The organism is Trinickia mobilis, assembly GCF_017315705.1.
Taxonomy (GTDB): Bacteria; Pseudomonadota; Gammaproteobacteria; order Burkholderiales; family Burkholderiaceae; genus Trinickia_A; species Trinickia_A mobilis.
Genome location: NZ_JAFLRF010000028.1, coordinates 62803 through 79962, shown reverse-complemented (window position 1 = coordinate 79962; position 17160 = coordinate 62803). Strand labels below are relative to the sequence as shown.

Genomic DNA, 17160 nt, shown 5'->3' with positions numbered 1-17160 from the left:
AACGAACGTCGGCTGACACGACAAACGCGCACCGACCATCAAATCTGCATTCGGTGTGCTAAAACTAGCGCTTACGCTCGATCAGTGCCCCCGACTTACTGATGGCATTGCGTGTTATCGAGAAACGTGGGGCATTAGAGATCGCAGGGCGGGTATTGCAACGCTGCAATGCGGTCTTTCGATACGGTGTCGCGACGGGACGGATCACTGCCAATCCGGCAGCTGAGTTGCGGGGCGCGTTGAAAACGCCGGAACGGAAGCACCATGCGGCGTTGTCGCACGACGAGTTGCCGGAGTTTTTGGCGAAGCTGGCTGGGTACGAGGGCGATCCGCAAACACGGCTAGGGCTTCAACTAATGGTTCACACGTTCGTCCGGACAGGCGAGCTACGTGCAGCTAACTGGGCCGAGTTCAGCTTGGAACTGGGCGAATGGCGCATCCCTGCCGAACGCATGAAGATGAGGGAAGAGCACATTGTTCCGCTGTCGAGGCAGGCCGTTGCTTTGCTTCGTCAGTTGCAGGCTGTCAGCGGTGGGTCGGATCTCGTGTTTCCATCGGGCAACGGACGTCGCAATAAGTGGATCAGCGAGAATACGCTGCTCTACGCGCTATACCGAATGGGCTACCACTCACGCGCGACCGGACATGGATTTCGTGCCACGGCGTCGACGATTCTGAACGAAATGGGATTTCATCCCGACTGGATTGAACGGCAACTCGCCCACGCTGAGCGGAACAAAGTACGGGCCGCATACAACCGCGCGCTGTACCTCGCCGAGCGGCGGCAGATGATGCAGGTTTGGTCAGATTATCTGGATCTGGTGGCTACTGGAAAGGCCGTTGTGCTGAGTGATTTTCGGCGGAATTGGGACGGCAATTAGCCGATTTTCGCGAGCCTGACCAAAGTTATTTGGTCGTTGAGGGCGTGATTTGACCCTGATAAAATAACGATACGAGCGAAAAACCGACCAAATGCCGGTTTTCGGCTCGCCGCTCGCGCCGCAGCGCATGCCTGAGCAAATCCGCCGGAATATAGCCGGATTTCGCTTCGAATTTCTCTCCCTGATCCACCCAAAATGTCCGATGCCGCTAGGCAGGCGTTGCTGCGCGCTTCTTTTTTCGCGTTTTCTGGAGCATCCATGCCTGCCATCACCATTCCAACCACGGTCGAGAGCACGCCGACGACCTTCACGCCTGCGTTCCAGTTCGTGGCACAGACCAACGACTTCGATGATGTCTTTGCATGTGCCGCGATGCTGTCCGGCAAAACGATCGAGGAAGTACGGGAAATCGCCATCGCCAAGGCAAAGCATCCGGCTCGCGGGCCGTTCTGCATGGGCGAAACTCACATTGCGGCGCTGCTCGCACAGCTTGGTTTTGTCGCGACCGTGTACAAGGAGATCGATCGCGTCGCTGATATCCCCGACGTTGCTTTCCTGATGGTCGACTACGTGCCGGACATGGATGTCGGTCGGCATATCCTCTTCCACCGCGCGAAGGCGTCTCACGCGTCCGGTACTACGCTGGAGTACGCCCTCGACCCCGCGCCGTGGGCGCGGCCTGCCGACCGCGTCCGCACCAACTTTAAGAACATCGCCGGTCATTGGGCGATCGGCATCCACGCCATGCAAACCAAAGCCGGGGGCGGCAAGTAGCTGCAGCAGTTACATCAACCGACGGGATCAAGCCATCAGGCGCTGCCGTACTACTTTTTCCTGGCCGGTTCCTTCGCCGAATCACCGAAGTCGAGCAGCGCGGAGGGCGCTACGCCAAGCGTATGCGCCAGCACGCAGATATTGATGAGCGCGATGTTGCGCTTGCCCCGTTCGACCTCGCCCAGATACGAGCGGGCGAGGCCGCTCTCAAGGGCGAGGCGCTCCTGCGACCAGCCGCGCACCTTGCGAAGCTCGATCAGACGCTTTCCGAACAGCGCAAGGGGATCGTAATCCATCGGGGTTTCACGTTGAAAGAACCCCTAGCGTATGGATTTGACCGGTCTAGTGACACGCTCTATGATTGCCCGCGCTATAAGTGACAATTCATGCAATTGGGACCATTGCGAGAGTCGTTATTGCGGCGGGGAATCGGTTGCGGTCTCAGGCTGAGCGCGCTGACTGATGGCTGGAACAGACCAAGCCGAAGTATTCGGCGAGTGCCAATTCGGCAACGGTTACCGGGATGGCATACAACCAAACTTACAAAAACATGTACATCAACAAGTCACTAACAAGTCTCTGCTGCATCGCGCCCGTTCTCGCATTCAGCGTACTTCTGGGCGGCTGCAACAAGGTAGATACGTCACAGCCCAGCAACACCGTAGATACGTCGAAGCCCAACAACAATGAGGTCGATGCCGCGATTCAAGACCTCTACGGCTCATGCCCGTTGTGGGCGGTCAGAAACGTGAAGCGTATCGACGGAGCGCCGGCAAGCGACCAGCAGTCATACGTCGTCTTGAGCAGCTTCGTTTTGATACTTAAAGATTCAGCACAGTTGCAGCAGTATGTCGTGAAACCAGATGGAAGCGTTCTCGCAAGTGTCGAGGAACTCGCTGGTTTCACGAATAATCCGGCAACCAGCGCAGATTTCCAGAACTGTAATCTCCGCGTTATAGGGCAGATGGTGCTTAACAGCCCTAATCACCAAATAACCGAGGCTTATCAGGTTCAGGAGGCCGACCTTTATGTGCAAAGCGAGCGCGGTTGGCATCTGTTATACACCAACACTACCGGCATCAACTTTTCGAGAGAGACGGCCGAGGCTCAGGATATTAGGGATGTCGAGCCGATCACTTTGACGGAAGATGGGTCCACCTCGTCCGCCGTGTCCTTGAAGGCTGGTGCAGATCACGACTCGATCAATCAGCAGCAAAGCATTTTCCATCGGTTGAACCTGTTGGTTCTGTCGCTGTTCCGTCATGGCGCTGCTCACCCGGACGAGCAGGCCAGTACCAACAGCAGCACTTCTCCTGCCGCGGTCGCTGCGGCGGTAAGCAGTGAGCCGGCAGCCAGCTCCGTAGCCGATGTCGCAAGCAACGCGGTTCCGACGGTCAACGCGGCTTCTGTGCCGGCACCCGCTGTGTCCAGCCCAGCGTCGGCTGTGCTTGCATCAGCATCAACCTCGGCCACGGCCCAGCCAGCCGTCGCATCGACCGCGACTCCCGCAGTCGAAGCCAGCGCGCCGCCACCAGGACAGGGCAACGCGAATACCGATCAGGCCGCAGTCGCATCACAGGTCCAGGCTGCAAAGCTTCAACTGCTATTGCAGAAGGCACAGGACGAATTCAACAGTACACAGTACCGGAGCGCTGTGGCGACCGCAGAAGCCATCCTGCTGCTCGATCCCGCCAACGCGAACGCACAGCAGTTGCGTGGGAAGGCGCTTCGTTTCGTGCAGAAGCAGGCTGCGGTGCCGGCGATTAAGCCGGCGTCTTCGGCCTCACCGGTACGAGCGCCGTTGGTTTCGCCCGCATCGGCGCCTTTGGTCTTACCGACACCAACGCCTTTGGTCTCACCGACACCAACGCCTTTGGCTTCACCGACACCCGCTCAGGCGGCCTCTCCCGTACCGCAGCCGCCTGTACTTAGCGCTGCACCTCCAGCGCCGCCGTCTGCCCGGCTATTGGTGCTGCCAGACCTCGAAGGCCGTTGGCAGGGGGCGTATCAATGCGGGCCGTATCTCGGTCGTGGCATCGTGCGAAATGTGAAAGCGTGGACAAAGCAGGTGACGATGATGGTGCATGACGGGCATGTAACGCTATCGCGGCAGGAGGATGGAAGCGACGGCTACGAAGAAACGCTCACCGGTGACATCAAAGCCGACCTTTCGTTGCATCTGAGCGGGACCGGTCACTACGCCTCGTCGACGCACCCGTGGAGTACCGACTTCACCGGACGGTTTGGTGGTGCGGTCGGTCGCGCCACATTAAAAGCCGATGGAACGATTTGGACGTGGCGACACGAAAAGTCCCGCGACTGCCATATCGCTCTCAGTCAGTAAGCGAAAGTTGGTTCTTTTCAGTGGAGCGCCGCTGCCAGCTTGGCGATAGCGGTCTTTAACTTGGGGACAAAAATTATGGCGTTCTGTGAGCAATGCGGCACACAGATGGGCGTGGGGGCGGCCTTCTGCAGCGGGTGCGGAAATCCGGCGCGGGCGACAGCGACGGTGCGATCGGCGGTCCCAACCGATGCGGTGCAGCCGCCCGTCCATTCGGCGCAGGCTGCACCGGCCGAGGACCGCGCGGCGCCGTCGGAGAAATGGCGGCGGCGCTTTGCCGCGATCGACAAAGCCGGCGGCGAGCGCACCAGATGGTGGCGCTGGCCGGAGGGTAAGCAGCTTACGTGGAAAGAGAAGCGGCTGATTACTTCAAACCTGTGGGCTTTCGTCTTCGGGCCGTTCTATTACCTGTATCTCGGGATGTGGCGAAAGGCCATCACGCTGTCGCTTTTCGCGCTGGTGATCGACGTCATTCTTGGCATGGCCGGCGATGCACTGAATGTTCCAATCGACAAGTTCCTCTGGATCGTGTCGGCCGTCATCTTCAAACAATGCGCGAACGTCGATTACTACCGGAAGACCGTGCTCGGCCGGAAGGAGTGGTGGTGATGGGCGCGGTTGACCGCGATCCTGAAATGAAGCCGCCCGCATGATTGATACCCATACAGCTTGATACCCGGCGCACCGCGCCATCCTATCGACGCCGTTACGGCTCGACCGAGAACCTTCCGCAAAAGCCAGAGCATCGCGCTCTGGCTTTTTGCATTTCTGGAGCCGGTTGTCGTGGCGGGCAGTCCTTTCACCCCACTGGAGAAATCTTATGACCCGCACGAACCCGGATGCAGACCCGCTTCAACAGTCGTCCAGCCCGCGCGTACTTCAACTGGCGCGACCGCTTTTCCGGCTTGGCCAGATCGTCGCGACGCGTGGCGTACTGACCCATCTCGAACACCATGGCATTGCCGCGGACCCTTATCTCAAGCGCCACGTCTGCGGCGACTGGGGCATGGTGCCGCCCGAGGACTCGCGGACGAACTGCCTTGCTGTCCAGCACGGCGCGCGCATCCTGTCGAGTTACGACATTGCGGGCACGCGTGTATGGATCATCACGGAGGCAGATCGCAGCGTGACGACGCTCCTGTTTCCGGAAGAATACTGATGGAGACATTTCCGACACCGCCCGCCGTTGCAACCATGAATCTGATCCGGCGACCGCTGCGCGACCTGCTGCGGCTATTGGCGTCTTTGCCCGGCGTCTGGCGAGCCTGATTACGCCGAGGCTAATCCCGATTTGCTGGTGAGTCTCGCCGAGTCCGCCGAGCTTGCGTTGCAGATCGTGCATGGAGGGTTTTCGGCTATCGGATTGCTTCAGGCCAGTACGGCGCAGCAGATCGCTGACGGAAAGGTCGGCGCGGAGCACGCGGCAGCGTTGGGCCGACTGCTCGTTGAACTCGGAGAAGTGCTGTTGTACGTCCATGGCCTGTCGGTCGATTGCCGACGTTACACGGCGGATTACGTGCCCGACAGCACGGGGCGCACTGACCAACCTATGCCCGGGGGGGCGTAATACATGAGGCCAATGACGCATTCCCTGAAGGCTCGGCTTCTTGACCGGTTAATGGCGCGTCGACACCGGGCGAAGCGAGCCTGCCACACGAAGTCATTGGCGCGCTGCCTGTGCAAGCACGCCAAGCGTTCTCACTTCGAGGGCAAGGCTTCTGAGGCACGCCGCGAGCAGGAGCATTACGTTCAGTGCCGCCGGGCTTTCCTTGCGTGGTCGAGCCGGCACGCCGAAACGCTCGGCACGACCACGATAATCCGCAGCACCCGTACCAGCATGGAAGTGCGCTTTGGCAACCTGAACCCGGTGCTGTCGTTCTCCGTTTCAGGCACGAGCATCGGTGCTTTTGTCTTGGTCGGCCAGTTCCGGGACTGGCTCGCCGAATTTGATTCGGCCCCGCGCTGGCAATCGGGCGGCTACGTCTGCGATCTGATCATGCGCGAATATGCGGTCGTCTATCCCGACCGGTTCGGGCTATGGAGGGGCGAGGTTTTCGACTACTTCCAGCGATGGTTCGCAGCGGATTTCCTGACGGCGACCGGGCTGATCGCAGATTACAACGGGAGCATTGGATTCATGACAACAGCACTGTATCCCGGAAAGCATGTACCGAGCCGAGATGGACATACCTGTTTCCCGCTTTTTGTGAATGCTTCGCAGACTCCCGTGGAGGGGGGAACCATATGAACGTCATAGCCTATCTGAGGGTATCCACGGCCGCGCAGACAGTCGAGAATCAGCGTCAGGCTATTGCCGCCGCTGGCTACACGGTTGAAAAGGAGTTCGCCGACGAGGCGACCAGCGGCACGACTGCCGCCGACAGTCGCAGCGGCTGGGCCGCATGCACGCAATATCTACGGGACGGCGACACGCTTGTAGTCTATGCGCTCGACCGGCTTGGCCGCAGTACCGTTGATGTCCTCTCAACCATCAATGCACTGGACATGCGCGGCGTGAGGTTGGTGATTTTGCAGCAGCAGTTCGACACCGGCACGCCAGCGGGCAAGCTCGCGTTGACCATGTTCGCGGCGTTTGCCGAGTTTGAGCACAGCATCCGAAAGGCTCGTCAGCGGGAAGGGATCGCCCGTGCGCGCATGGAAGGTGGAAAGTACCAAGGCCGCAAGCCTAAGCTCACGGCAGAGCAGCAAGTAGAGCTAAAGCGGCGTTTCGACGCCGGCGAAAACCGCAGTCAGCTTGCACGCGACTTCGGCATCGATCGCGTAACGGTTCACAGATATTGCATCGCTGAGGTGTAATGCTGTCGCCGAGATTTTGAGAGTCTTTGGTTCGGCGGGTATTGACGTCGTCTTCAAAGTTCGGCGCTGCTGTTGGCCTTATAACGCGAGCGGCAGAATTGGCGGAACTATGTAGTAGCCGCACGTGCGCAATTGTCACTAGCCTGGACCACGAAGCAGACCCGCTAATTGAGTAGGTAGTTCCGACGCTTGAAACCGTTGCGGATCACTCAACGAACGGTTACATAATTTCGAGAGTTAGCGGCGTCGATGTCGCTTCGGAAATGAAAGTTCCCCCGTCAACTCCGGCAGACCTTCATCCTCGGCAACGCGAGTGCCGAATCTATCGATTTCAACTCGAGGGGTCTCTTCCTCGGAAAACCAAATCAGCGATAACGTGGTGTCCGTCTTTGCATAGTGCCTAGCAAGTTCAGTGAGATCGAATCCAGCTTCCCAGTCGTCGAACCAGATGTCTTGCGCAACGATATCCTGTTGGGTGCCGCTTTCTCCCAAGCCACGTAATCGCGCTGCTACTGAAGCGTTATGTATCGGGGATTTCAGCGGAATTTTGGCGCCCATTCTGCGTAGTGCCGTCGAGCGTGCGGCATAGCGGACCCGCCCGCTTTCCATGGTGACAAATGCACAGGGAAATTGAGCAAACTGAGCGAAGCGGGAGCAAGCCGCAGGGTACGATGTTTTGAACTCTTCAGCCAATTGCTGTATTGCAGAAAGGCTAAGGTCGCCAATGTCTCGGCAGGCGGTCTGGAACTCCTGCCAAGGCATTAGTAGTTCTGCTGCAAAGATGTCGCAAAAAACTTCGTTCTGGTCGCGCTTTGCATAACCCCATTGCGGAACCAACTCGTGCTGTGAAGGAAGGCCAAGCACAATGTGGGCGATCTCGTGGCAAACGGTAAAGCGTTGTCGTTCCTCGGGCTCGCTTGAATTGATAGTTATGTGAGTCTTGCCCTTGATGGTGACTGTGCTGCCTGATTGCCCGGAGCCCAGATCCTCTGTATGTAACCGGGCGTTGACCTTCTTTATGTATGGAGTGAGGTCGTTTCGGATGTTCGATAGATCCAGTTCTGAAATCCAATCACGCGCAATGCGTTGAACATCCTGATCGTCCAAGGCCTACTCCTCGTCGTCGTCGTCGTCGTCTTCGGCTTCGTACAGGCGTTTGACCCTCTCGATAAGTTTTTCGGGAGTAGGCCGAGCGTCGCCTCGAAATCGCATCCCTGCGGCGGAGATGAAGTAGTCCACCGGGATATGCGGATGGTCAAGCACGTACTTCACTAAATCTGTAGACGCTTCCACATGGTCTGCAAGCCACTTAACCATCGTCGCGTCCCGTTCCGCTGCTTTTAGCGCACGTAGCAACTTGGTCAAGACTTCTGGCGTCGGATTGGTTTTCTCGCCGCTCTCAAGGCGGTTGATATAGGCATTGTCTACGCCGCTAAGTTCGCTCAATTCGCGCTGCGAGAGCGTTCGGCGTTCGCGCAGCGCTCGCAGCGCCACGCCCAAGCCGGTCTGGGCCATCAGTTTTCTCCGGTTAGTAAGCGGCAGGCTGCTGCTTCCCGCAAGGTATCTTGGCACGAACTGCCTCTGCGTGCCATGTACGCAACAAAGCAAAGAACCAGTCATTCCCGCAACTTGGCAGGAAGAACTAGTTTTGCCAGTTTATTGTCCAGACAAACAACAAATACTTTCTGCCAATGCTGCATAGCCAGTCCGACAAAAGGGGGAAAGTTGTTTGTCTGGACAACAAGTCTGCCACGCTCCTCGTATGATCGCAACAACGCTTTGCGTGAAGCATTTAATATGGCCCTAATTATTGGATTTGTTTTGCGCGGCTACGATGAACCGCGCAGGTAATCGAGGCGGCGGGCGACGAACTGTTGGATCAGCTTTTGCGACACAAACGCGCTGCCCGGCGACGGAGAGTTCGTCTTCGTCGGAGGGGCCGAAGAGGCACGTAAGCCCTTCGACCAAAAAACTAGCGTTGGCTCCGGTATCCGCCCCTTGACAAATTCTAAGTAATGCTCCATTGTTGTTTGCGCAGACAACAACACTGATCTACGCGACATAAAGTGGAGAATTTGTCTGTTGTCTGGTTGGGCACCAACATGCCGCCGGCCAAGGTCAAACGCAAGCGCCGCGAGAAGCGGATAAGGAAAAATGAAATGTCTGTCATTGCCGAAGCGCCTCTAGTGCGCATCCATATCAACCGGGTGGCTTTCCATTCGCCCAATCCGACGACGGGAGAGGCACTCTACGCTCTTGCCGACATTGCCAAGCATGAGAAGCTCTACCGCGAGGTTGAGGGCGACGAAGAGGATGAGCGGATTCCGCGCGATGAAACCGCGATCCATCTGACGCAGGATGCGCACTTCTACAGCCAGAAGATGTTCGACATCCTCGTCAATGGTGACGAGCACGAAATCGATACGGAAGAGATCACTTACGCTCAAGTCGTGGAACTCTATCTTGGCAGCGGTGGCAAGCCGTCGAATGAATATCTCGTCAAATACTCCCACGGCCCGGTCGAAAATCCCAGCGGAACATTGGCGCCGGGCCAAAACGTGAAGGTGAAAAATGACATGCGCTTTCGGGTTGCCGGAACTGGCGAATCGTAACGCCTTCATCAAGGATCTCGAGGATACGGGGTACCTGATTGACTTCGTCGATGGGTACCTCGTCTTCCACGGTCTGCCCTATCTCGACAAGGATGGCCAGCTCCAGTATGGGGATTGGGCAAGCCCCGTCGATCTGAACGGGGCCGTCATCGATCCACCCTCAAACCACCAGGCGTGGTGGCGCGGCAGCAGGCCCTGTGATCAGCAAGGGCGCGAGCTTAAATTAGGCGGCGGCCCGCATCGCGTCACGGTCACTTCGGACCTCGTCACCGATTACTCGTTCTCCTACAAGCTGCTCGACGAAAACGGCGTGATGCGTGCCTACCGGTCATTTGAGGAAAAGGTGCAGACCTACCTCGACACAATTACGGCGCCAGCGATGGCCGCCTACCCGCAGGCGACGCCCTTGCGCGGCATAACGGTCAAGGCCGCCGCCCAGGGCTCTCCGCTCCGGTTTCCCGATACGATGTCGTCGCGCTATCACATCAATGATCTCTCAGCGCTACTGCGCGGCAAGAAAGTCGCGATCATCGGCCTTGGGGGGACGGGCTCCTATATTCTCGACTTCCTTGCACGCACGCATCTGCAGCAGATCACGCTGTTTGACGATGACAAGGTGCATGTGCATACGATCTTTAGGCTTCCCGGCTTCATTGCACAGGCCATCGGTAAGCTCAAGGTCGAGGTGCTGGCGCAGCACTATGATCAATGGCACGCAGGAATCGAGCCGGTCGCGGAGCGCGTCACATCAGAGAACGTCACGCGCTTGAAGGAGTTCGATTTCGTCTTCGTTTCCGTCGATGACGGGCCTGCGCGTCTTCTGATCGTCGATTGGCTGAGCGCCAACGGCCTTCCGTTCGTCGATTGCGGCATGGGCCTCAATCGCTCAACTATCGGCCTCAGCGGATTTGTGCGTATCACCGGCGTTGATCGCAATGCGTTTGACGACAATGTCAACACGGTGCGCCTGCCGGTCGAAAACGCCAAAGATGACGAATACCGCAAACATGCCCAAATCACTGAATTGAACGCGCTGAACGCGACGATGGCCGTGATCCGGTTCAAGCAGCATTTCGGCCTATTCGACCGGGAAAACACCATGACGTCGCATATTTTTGACTCCACGACGTTCGAGATTGATTGAGAAAGGAGGCAGGGTGAGGTACGTCTATCAAGCCGTCGAGCGCATACCCAAGCCACTTAGCAGCGGCGTGGTCTATCACAGCGAAGAATTTGAGGTCGGCGCGCTGCTCTGCGCTTGCGGCTGTGGTCATCGCGTCAGCCTCTTGGTACCGGACAGTCATCAGATTACGTCAGAAGGCGGCATGGCGACGGTTCGCCCGTCCATTGCAGTGTGTGACGCGCCCTGCAAGTCGCACTATTACATCAGCGCCGGTCGGGTCGAGTGGCTGCCAGCTTTTTCAGATGCCATGGCAGCGTCGGTTATGCACAACCAAATTGCCCGGCATTCAGTTCGTGACGCGAATTTGCGATCTTGGAGCAGCCGATTCCTAGCGGCCGTAGCGAGAGCGTACAGCAAACTGAGGTCGATCCTGCGGATGTGAATACATATAGCTGACGTGTTTCCGCGATTTATGCAAGCTGCAAGTTAGGTCCAGCTTTGTTTTTTTAAAAGGGAGCACGTCAGCGCCAAGGTTACGTCCGCTTTCTGCCCAACGGCCAATGTCTGCAACTGGCAATCGCCGGTTGATTCGAGCGAGGCCGTTGCATTTGGCTAGCGGTCTATGGGGTTTACCAGTTCGAGGGCAAGGTGCCAAAGCCCATTGCGAACCCGCTCGTCGACGTGAGTTCGCTGGGCGGCAATCTGCCCACCGCTAGCCGCGATTTCCATTAGCGCGCCGGTCCCGCCACAGGGACCGCGTCAAAGCTCGCCAGCCATGTCTCCGAAAAGTCGCGTGAACCCATCATCGCCCATGTCGAGGATCGTCCCCCACAGCGCAAAGCTGATGGCCGAGCGAGCCACTTTCCACGGCCTCTCAAATTCTCTGGCTGGAAACCGGCCGGCACGTACGGATTCCAACCGCTGCCCGGCGCGCTTGACGAGCATGTCGGACGCCTGTTGGCCACTGACCGGATACTTCTGCTTATAGTCGCTGGCGGACATCGCACCTAGATAGGCCATATGGAAGGCCTGGGCAACGGGCAACTCATTGACCAGCGCACGAGTGAGGTCAGCCACCTCCTCGGTGTCCCGTGGCTCGGGCCACCCGCGTTCATCTGCGAGAAAGTTGAGGTACTCGACGACCTCGCCGCGGGCGATTTCAAGCGCGAGCGGCTGAACTTGCTCGCGCCACGCCTCTGGTATCGTACCGTTCAGGGAGCGCAGGCGATCAACAAGGAACTCGCACGACGGCGAGAGGCACCACCTGATGCTGTCGAAACGCCATCCGGTCAGCTCACCGTCCTTAAAGGCGAACGCGTCTATGCTCGTTTTCGGGTGGACGGTGACGAGACCGGTTTCCAGAAGATCGAACAGGATACGCCGACAACTTACGACCGGGGCGAACGGGATCGCGCTCGCCTTGAACGGCGGCAGGTCATCATCGCCTGGTTCGGCATTCGCGCATCGAAAGAGCGCAAGCAACGCCACCGCCGAACGCAGCGAGATGTCGGCTGGTTCAATGGGACACTCCACGAGCGCAGGGTAGCGCGACAGGACCTCGCGAATCATTCTCCGTTTGGCCGTGTCCACGTCTTCGCATCGTTTCCGGGCGTTTCCGAGCGCGTCTTCGAGCTGTGTCTTGCGCTCCGACGCGCTTGCCGGAAACTGTGCAACAAAGCCAGCGATCTCCTCCAAGAATTGCGCGTCGGCGGCCGATTTGCAAAGCAGAAGCGCATTGAAGATCGCGGAGCCGTTTTCGGGTTGATTGGCTAGGGTCCACTGATAGGCAGTTCGCGCCGTCGCATCTTTTTTCATCCATTGGGCGCCTAGTCCGAGATCGAACTGGACGTCGGGCCGATCGTCGCCCTGCGAGACAATATCGATCAACTGGTAGAACTCGTTGCGCACCTCTCTCGAACGGAGTTCGTCGAGAACCCCTTCAACCATGTCGTAGCCGCCTGGCGCGGGCACCGGATTATCTTTAAGCCAAGCTATGATGCCGGCCGCGAAGCGCTGGACCGATTCGGCTTCGCGGCAAGCCAGATCAACTGTCAGATTCCCGTGAGTCACGGCGTACCTGTCTTGCTTGGCGGCCCATTCCGAGGCGCCCCAAAGCCCCCCGATCTCGGCCCAATCCGGATCCGCGCGATGGGCCCGAATGGCGGTGTGCAAGGACAGTAATCGTCCGCGGAACTCCGCTTCGTGGCCCGTGATGTCACCGAGAACGTCGGCGAGGCCATCCCAGAAGGAAATCGGAAGATCTGCAACCTCGACGCCCGCATCGGTCTGCTCGTCGATCTTCAAGTCCGCATGGCAGGCCCGAAAAAAAAGACCGGCGCACCCGCGCGATGCGGTACCGAGCATCGCGAGATGTGGTCGCACGTCGCCGCACGACCAGGTGTGTGCCCACGTATCCCACCCGGCTCCCTCGACCGGCATCGTGTCGTTCGAGAGGTCGTATGCCCCGAAGCCGAGCCCGTCGCCTGTCGCTTGCCGCGCTTCAAGATAGCGATCACCAAGCTCACTCACGCGCTCCGGGGCAACCCGGCACGCAGCCTCAAGCGCAGCAAGGCACACGGTCAGTCGACGCTCACTGTCCAACGACACGTCATCAAGCAGACGATCGAATCCCGACATCGAGTCGGGCGCATTCTCTGCGATCGCGAGGGCGCACCGCGCGAGTTCGATCTGAAAGAGAAGATTGCTCGATGGGTCGAAACTTCTGCGCTCGCGCGCCTCAAGTTGATTCAGGTATTCGAGCGCGTCGGTCGGTTGCCCTGCGTTCGCCGCGACCTTGGCGGCTTCCCAGAGGTAACGGGGCGCCGGTGACCGATTCGGCACGGCTGTGAGCAATGCGTATTGCTCGGCTGCGTCGACGCCCTCGATCTGCCTCTCGAGCAGGACTGCGAGGCGGATAAACTGATTGGCCGGATGGAGCTCGAGGAGGCGCTCAACGTCACGTCGGCGTTGCTCCCTGTCCTCAAAATCGGTGGGCCAGAATCCCTGGCTTCGGGCGACCGCGGCGGTCAACGGTACAGAGTCGGCAGCGATCACCGCCTGCAGCCGCGGCCAGATCGCTTCCATGTCAGCACGCCGCCGCTGGTAGTCAGAATCGACGACGATCAGATGAGATAACAGACCGATACCGTCTTCCTCAAGATCGTCCCCGAGTTCAAAGAGGCGGGTTCGTGCCTCGTCATAGTTCCCCGCCAGCCACTCGCAGTAGGCCATCTTCGTCGCGATACGCATAATCGTGGGGTCGAGCTGGCTGTACCCGGAAAACGCGTCGTCATACCGGGCCGAGATCAGGCATGCGTCGGCAGCACTCTCTAGACCTGCTTCCGGATCCGGCTGTACCTTTCTCTCAAGCAGGGAAGACAAGGTAGGAAATTCTGTGGGTTTCATGTGTCCGGAGCAGTGGTTCATGCTTCGCGTGCACAGGGACCCGGAGGGGCGGCCGCGTCGCATAACGGTTGCGCGCGCATGCGAAAAGATTTCGAGCCCAGGGCTTGCGCCAATTCGCTCGCACGGGGAGGCATTCAGCGTGAAATTCTACAAGGTTTGCCCGCGCACATTGATGCCGCAGTGCCTGCGCGACGTGATCGCGCCGAGTTCTGAACGCGAACGATACCGCCTACCGCCTACCGTCGGCCGCGTCAGGCAGAAGTAACCGTTGCATTTGGCTAAACTCGTAGGCCACACAAAAAACTGAGTAATGCCCATTACTTTATTTGTGACATTCCGAGCAAATGCAGTGGTGTTGTTGCGAAAATAACAGAGTTAGCCAAATGCAACAGCAGTGTTGTGACCCCACCCCGCGCGGTAATTACGGGGCTGCATTCAGTGCAAATCAACAACCACGCAACGCGATGCTCTCGAAGCTAGGTCGACCGCACCTTACTGGGCATTTCGCGGAGGGGTTGACCGCAACATTATCCCGTTTCCTAACACCAGCGTCGGGTCGTCGCGTTCTGATAGCACTTTCATTGGATCAGCCGAGACGAGTTTTCCGTTTGGGCCAATCTTTGTTTCGACCATCGAGCCATCCGTAGCGGAGGCCATTAATTTGCCGCCCGCTCGGACGTGGGCGATAAGCCCGTTATCGAAATCTTCGTTTTGGCGATGCAGCTCACGCCGCTGCATTTCTACAAATCCAGCAGAAGATTTGAGTCCTATGCGAACAAATATGGCGTCGGTGATGTCATCAAATGTCGGAACGGGCCCTAACGGGTGCGCATCCTGCGTCGGCGGTGCTACTTTCGTAGGCGTATCGTGCGACATGCCCATCTCGTGGAGAACCTGGATCAAGGCGCTCCATAGATCCCCTGCTGCTGTATCCACGGCCTCAGTGAGCGGCACAATCCAAGTGCCTTCCGGGAAACTTGTATCAGATATGCGGGATTGGTCTTGCGTTACTAGGGCAGATTTCCAACCTGCTCTCGCGAGAGTTTCGACAATATCTCGCGCAAATAATGTAGTCTCGAAATCGGGGGCAGACTGGATTAGAGCTACGGTTCCAGCGTGTGCCTTGAGTCCTTCATATAGTGACGAGATGCGTTCGGGATTTATTATCCATCCCGTAAACGTAAATCGACGCGGTCTCATACTCGCTTGCAGCGACAAATTATCGGCGCGCAGTTCTTCGGCGCGTTTGGTTGCTTGTGCTGCCGCGAGATTTGACGCCGCTGCCGTTGTGAGCGAAATGATTGATTGCTGTTGTGCTGTAATGGCTGACTCCGTGGCTGCAACAACTGCGTCATTTGATCTTCTTCTGAGTTCCTCTTCACCGCGCCGAACGTGCCGAGCGAAAAAAATCTCGCCGATTACGCCGAGCGCGACAAAAGAATCGGCGATTACTGCGCCCCATCTATCGATCCAAAGATGGAAAGAGCCTGGCTCGCTTTGATGGCCCGGCGGCGGAAATAGCAAGGCCAGCCCTAGTTCAATGACCAGTCCAATAACGACCAAACCACCTGACCTGGTCGACAGCTTCTCATCGAGATTTATAGCGGCTTCTAAATCATCTTTGTTCTTGCTCCCCATCTCGTTTTCCGGCCGGAGTAACAAGCCGCGTGCTCTCGAGATCAGTGTTCCGATGCTCACGTGCAGCCACGATTTCAACACGGCCTTGAACGCTGCTTCGTCAAATCTTCTAATCGCCATGGTATCCCCGACAGAATTTTTTCAAGGCACTGCATCCAAGAATCCGTCAGCCTAGCAGAAGCAGATCGCCTTTCGTAGGCAGTTGGTGCGAGACAAGCCAGCTTTCGTGTCAGCTCGCCGCCGCTGCTAGATGGCTTTCAGTTCGTAATATGGTTGAGTGACGTGCTGTGGTGCGGGTACGCTACGCCGGTGGACAACAACCCGCTTCACGCATCGAAAAATGCTGATTGATCTCCCGGAACACGATGTCTCACGAAGGCTGACTATCGCTGGATGGATGCTGTTTCCTCGGCCAGAAGATGACGATCTGAGGCGGCTATATCGTTCCGCGATCCAGCACATTCGCGTTATGCGCATACTCAAGGACGCGGGCCAGCCGATAGATCCGGCAAGTCAGAAATATAAATGGGTCAAGTCCGGCGATGAATTAGTTGCAATCGAGCAAGATATCTCAAAACTGGCTGTGAGCGAATCGCGGTCAGCTTTGATCGGTTCGCCAGAGAAAATCGTTGAATTCTTCGACGATTACGAGAATCTCCTACGGTGCGCGAATATCGATCTCTTGTTCAGGAAGGGGATTGTTTCTGGACTAATCTTGCTTGCCTGCTGCGCTTTCCAGACTAAATCCGTGAGGCGATATGGTGATGGGAAGGCTGGAGCTCAAAAGGCAGTGGTTGGTATGGCCGGTATCGGATTAACTCTGGTCAGAGAGTATTTTAAAGACTTTGCAAGTGTAGCCCATTTGTGGGCGTCTTGGTTGTTGCGAATATCTTCAGCTTCCGATTTGGGCGTGCATCGTGAAATATTCAATGGTATGGAGAATCGGATCCCAACCGATTTTATGGTGAACGTCGATATTAACGACATGTTAGGGATCGCGAAATCCGCCCTTGCTTTTGGTCGAGGCGAGATTAACACCGGTATCACGATTTTGGGCGGAGTTGACGCCATCGAGTTCGATTGGCTTGAAAATTCCCCTAGTCTGATGGATGCGTTGCCGGCTAACCTCGTTGAGATATTCGAGCAATTCCGACCTGAGAGCAAACTGAAACGATAGAGAATTTTGGTGTGTCAGCGTGCCTGATACACGTTACATGTGTGCCTTCGAATAATAAAGTGCGTCTCGTGCAATCTGCACAGACAACCGAAGAAGCAAGGAGATGCCACCGTATGAGAAAAGACTGGTTTGCTTTGATAAAAAAGCCGGAAGTGAAATCCCTGACCGCGATGAGTTATTCTTATATGCACGTCCTTATCAAGGAAGGGCGCTTCCCGGCGCAGGTGAAAAATGGCCGCTCGAGTTACTGGGTTTATGGCGAAATAATCGAGTGGATTGAAAATCTTCGCAAGGAACGCGATTCATCGAGTTAATCAAGATTGCTTTGGAATGACTGAGGTTGATTATCCGTTGAATCGAGGCTTGCAAGGCTGAAGAATGCGCGCAACTAT

The 17160-nt window shown here is 57.3% G+C and carries 19 protein-coding genes; 13 read left to right on the top strand and 6 right to left on the bottom strand.

Translation table 11 applies throughout. The annotated features are described in order from the left end of the window. Window positions 1–80 precede the first annotated feature (80 nt). Complete coding sequence (locus J3489_RS27460; protein ID WP_374193491.1) at window positions 81–881, top strand: tyrosine-type recombinase/integrase; 801 nt, start codon at window positions 81–83, stop codon at window positions 879–881. Here J3489_RS27460 and J3489_RS27455 read toward each other — a convergent pair. After that, window positions 878–1150, bottom strand: a complete 273-nt coding sequence (locus J3489_RS27455) for a hypothetical protein (protein ID WP_207003548.1) — start codon at window positions 1148–1150, stop codon at window positions 878–880. The genes J3489_RS27460 and J3489_RS27455 overlap by 4 nt on opposite strands. Here J3489_RS27455 and J3489_RS27450 point away from each other — a divergent pair. Beyond that, window positions 1140–1655: a hypothetical protein gene (locus tag J3489_RS27450; RefSeq protein WP_207003547.1), complete on the top strand. Its 516-nt coding sequence runs from the start codon at window positions 1140–1142 to the stop codon at window positions 1653–1655. The two genes, J3489_RS27455 and J3489_RS27450, sit on opposite strands and share 11 nt — an antisense overlap. Window positions 1656–1705: 50 nt before the next feature. On the opposite strand, the gene J3489_RS27445 is transcribed toward J3489_RS27450, so the two are convergent. Continuing rightward, window positions 1706–1951, bottom strand: a complete 246-nt coding sequence (locus tag J3489_RS27445; RefSeq protein ID WP_207003546.1) for a helix-turn-helix domain-containing protein — start codon at window positions 1949–1951, stop codon at window positions 1706–1708. A gap of 227 nt (window positions 1952–2178) precedes the next feature. Here J3489_RS27445 and J3489_RS27440 point away from each other — a divergent pair, with 227 nt between their 5' ends. From J3489_RS27440 to J3489_RS27415, 6 genes are all read left to right on the top strand, one after another. Further along, entirely contained in the window at window positions 2179–3999 is a 1821-nt protein-coding gene (locus tag J3489_RS27440) for a hypothetical protein (RefSeq protein ID WP_207003545.1), read from the top strand. A 39-nt stretch (window positions 4000–4038) separates the two neighbouring features. After that, window positions 4039–4605: a DUF2628 domain-containing protein gene (locus J3489_RS27435; RefSeq protein WP_207003544.1), complete on the top strand. Its 567-nt coding sequence runs from the start codon at window positions 4039–4041 to the stop codon at window positions 4603–4605. 211 nt (window positions 4606–4816) lie between these two features. Next, window positions 4817–5155 (top strand): hypothetical protein, encoded by a 339-nt coding sequence (locus J3489_RS27430; protein WP_242540354.1) that lies wholly within the window; start codon window positions 4817–4819, stop codon window positions 5153–5155. A gap of 132 nt (window positions 5156–5287) precedes the next feature. Continuing rightward, on the top strand, window positions 5288–5563 hold the full coding sequence (locus J3489_RS27425; RefSeq protein WP_207003543.1) for a hypothetical protein: 276 nt from the start codon (window positions 5288–5290) through the stop codon (window positions 5561–5563). 12 nt (window positions 5564–5575) lie between these two features. Beyond that, window positions 5576–6244 (top strand): hypothetical protein, encoded by a 669-nt coding sequence (locus J3489_RS27420; RefSeq protein WP_207003542.1) that lies wholly within the window; start codon window positions 5576–5578, stop codon window positions 6242–6244. Next, window positions 6241–6813 (top strand): recombinase family protein, encoded by a 573-nt coding sequence (locus J3489_RS27415; RefSeq protein WP_207003541.1) that lies wholly within the window; start codon window positions 6241–6243, stop codon window positions 6811–6813. The genes J3489_RS27420 and J3489_RS27415 overlap by 4 nt, the downstream gene beginning before the upstream one ends. A gap of 237 nt (window positions 6814–7050) precedes the next feature. On the opposite strand, the gene J3489_RS27410 is transcribed toward J3489_RS27415, so the two are convergent. Both J3489_RS27410 and J3489_RS27405 read right to left on the bottom strand, forming a co-directional pair. After that, the gene (locus J3489_RS27410) at window positions 7051–7920 is read right to left on the bottom strand and encodes an ImmA/IrrE family metallo-endopeptidase (protein WP_207003540.1); all 870 of its coding nucleotides are present in this window, start codon (window positions 7918–7920) and stop codon (window positions 7051–7053) included. A 3-nt stretch (window positions 7921–7923) separates the two neighbouring features. Beyond that, complete coding sequence (locus tag J3489_RS27405) at window positions 7924–8328, bottom strand: helix-turn-helix domain-containing protein (protein ID WP_207003539.1); 405 nt, start codon at window positions 8326–8328, stop codon at window positions 7924–7926. Between the two features lie 551 nt (window positions 8329–8879). On the opposite strand from J3489_RS27405, the gene J3489_RS27400 reads away from it, so the two are divergent. From J3489_RS27400 to J3489_RS27390, 3 genes are read left to right on the top strand one after another with little or no spacing between them, the layout of a single operon-like run. Then, entirely contained in the window at window positions 8880–9425 is a 546-nt protein-coding gene (locus J3489_RS27400; RefSeq protein WP_207003538.1) for a multiubiquitin domain-containing protein, read from the top strand. Beyond that, window positions 9385–10569 (top strand): ThiF family adenylyltransferase, encoded by a 1185-nt coding sequence (locus J3489_RS27395; protein ID WP_207003537.1) that lies wholly within the window; start codon window positions 9385–9387, stop codon window positions 10567–10569. Before J3489_RS27400 ends, J3489_RS27395 begins: the two co-directional genes overlap by 41 nt. Window positions 10570–10582: 13 nt before the next feature. Beyond that, a complete protein-coding gene (locus tag J3489_RS27390) occupies window positions 10583–10990 on the top strand; it encodes a ubiquitination-like system serine protease family protein (RefSeq protein WP_207003536.1) in 408 nt (135 codons plus the stop codon). Window positions 10991–11307: 317 nt separating this feature from the next. On the opposite strand, the gene J3489_RS27385 is transcribed toward J3489_RS27390, so the two are convergent. Both J3489_RS27385 and J3489_RS27380 read right to left on the bottom strand, forming a co-directional pair. Next, on the bottom strand, window positions 11308–13929 hold the full coding sequence (locus tag J3489_RS27385) for a hypothetical protein (protein WP_207003535.1): 2622 nt from the start codon (window positions 13927–13929) through the stop codon (window positions 11308–11310). A gap of 516 nt (window positions 13930–14445) precedes the next feature. Next, entirely contained in the window at window positions 14446–15711 is a 1266-nt protein-coding gene (locus tag J3489_RS27380) for a hypothetical protein (RefSeq protein WP_207003533.1), read from the bottom strand. 220 nt (window positions 15712–15931) lie between these two features. Here J3489_RS27380 and J3489_RS27375 point away from each other — a divergent pair, with 220 nt between their 5' ends. Both J3489_RS27375 and J3489_RS27370 read left to right on the top strand, forming a co-directional pair. After that, window positions 15932–16768, top strand: a complete 837-nt coding sequence (locus J3489_RS27375; protein ID WP_207003532.1) for a hypothetical protein — start codon at window positions 15932–15934, stop codon at window positions 16766–16768. A gap of 113 nt (window positions 16769–16881) precedes the next feature. After that, entirely contained in the window at window positions 16882–17082 is a 201-nt protein-coding gene (locus tag J3489_RS27370; protein ID WP_207003531.1) for a helix-turn-helix transcriptional regulator, read from the top strand. Window positions 17083–17160 lie beyond the last annotated feature (78 nt).

What these genes read in the sequence shown, in the direction of transcription:
- J3489_RS27450 (WP_207003547.1), top strand. Translation starts at nt 1,140, where the DNA reads ATGCCTGCCATCACCATTCCAACCACGGTCGAGAGCACGCCGACGACC.
- J3489_RS27455 (WP_207003548.1), bottom strand. Translation starts at nt 1,150, where the DNA reads ATGGCAGGCATGGATGCTCCAGAAAACGCGAAAAAAGAAGCGCGCAGC.
- J3489_RS27445 (WP_207003546.1), bottom strand. Translation starts at nt 1,951, where the DNA reads ATGGATTACGATCCCCTTGCGCTGTTCGGAAAGCGTCTGATCGAGCTT.
- J3489_RS27440 (WP_207003545.1), top strand. Translation starts at nt 2,179, where the DNA reads ATGGCATACAACCAAACTTACAAAAACATGTACATCAACAAGTCACTA.
- J3489_RS27430 (WP_242540354.1), top strand. Translation starts at nt 4,817, where the DNA reads ATGACCCGCACGAACCCGGATGCAGACCCGCTTCAACAGTCGTCCAGC.
- J3489_RS27420 (WP_207003542.1), top strand. Translation starts at nt 5,576, where the DNA reads ATGACGCATTCCCTGAAGGCTCGGCTTCTTGACCGGTTAATGGCGCGT.
- J3489_RS27415 (WP_207003541.1), top strand. Translation starts at nt 6,241, where the DNA reads ATGAACGTCATAGCCTATCTGAGGGTATCCACGGCCGCGCAGACAGTC.
- J3489_RS27405 (WP_207003539.1), bottom strand. Translation starts at nt 8,328, where the DNA reads ATGGCCCAGACCGGCTTGGGCGTGGCGCTGCGAGCGCTGCGCGAACGC.
- J3489_RS27395 (WP_207003537.1), top strand. Translation starts at nt 9,385, where the DNA reads ATGACATGCGCTTTCGGGTTGCCGGAACTGGCGAATCGTAACGCCTTC.
- J3489_RS27380 (WP_207003533.1), bottom strand. Translation starts at nt 15,711, where the DNA reads ATGGCGATTAGAAGATTTGACGAAGCAGCGTTCAAGGCCGTGTTGAAA.
- J3489_RS27375 (WP_207003532.1), top strand. Translation starts at nt 15,932, where the DNA reads ATGCTGATTGATCTCCCGGAACACGATGTCTCACGAAGGCTGACTATC.
- J3489_RS27370 (WP_207003531.1), top strand. Translation starts at nt 16,882, where the DNA reads ATGAGAAAAGACTGGTTTGCTTTGATAAAAAAGCCGGAAGTGAAATCC.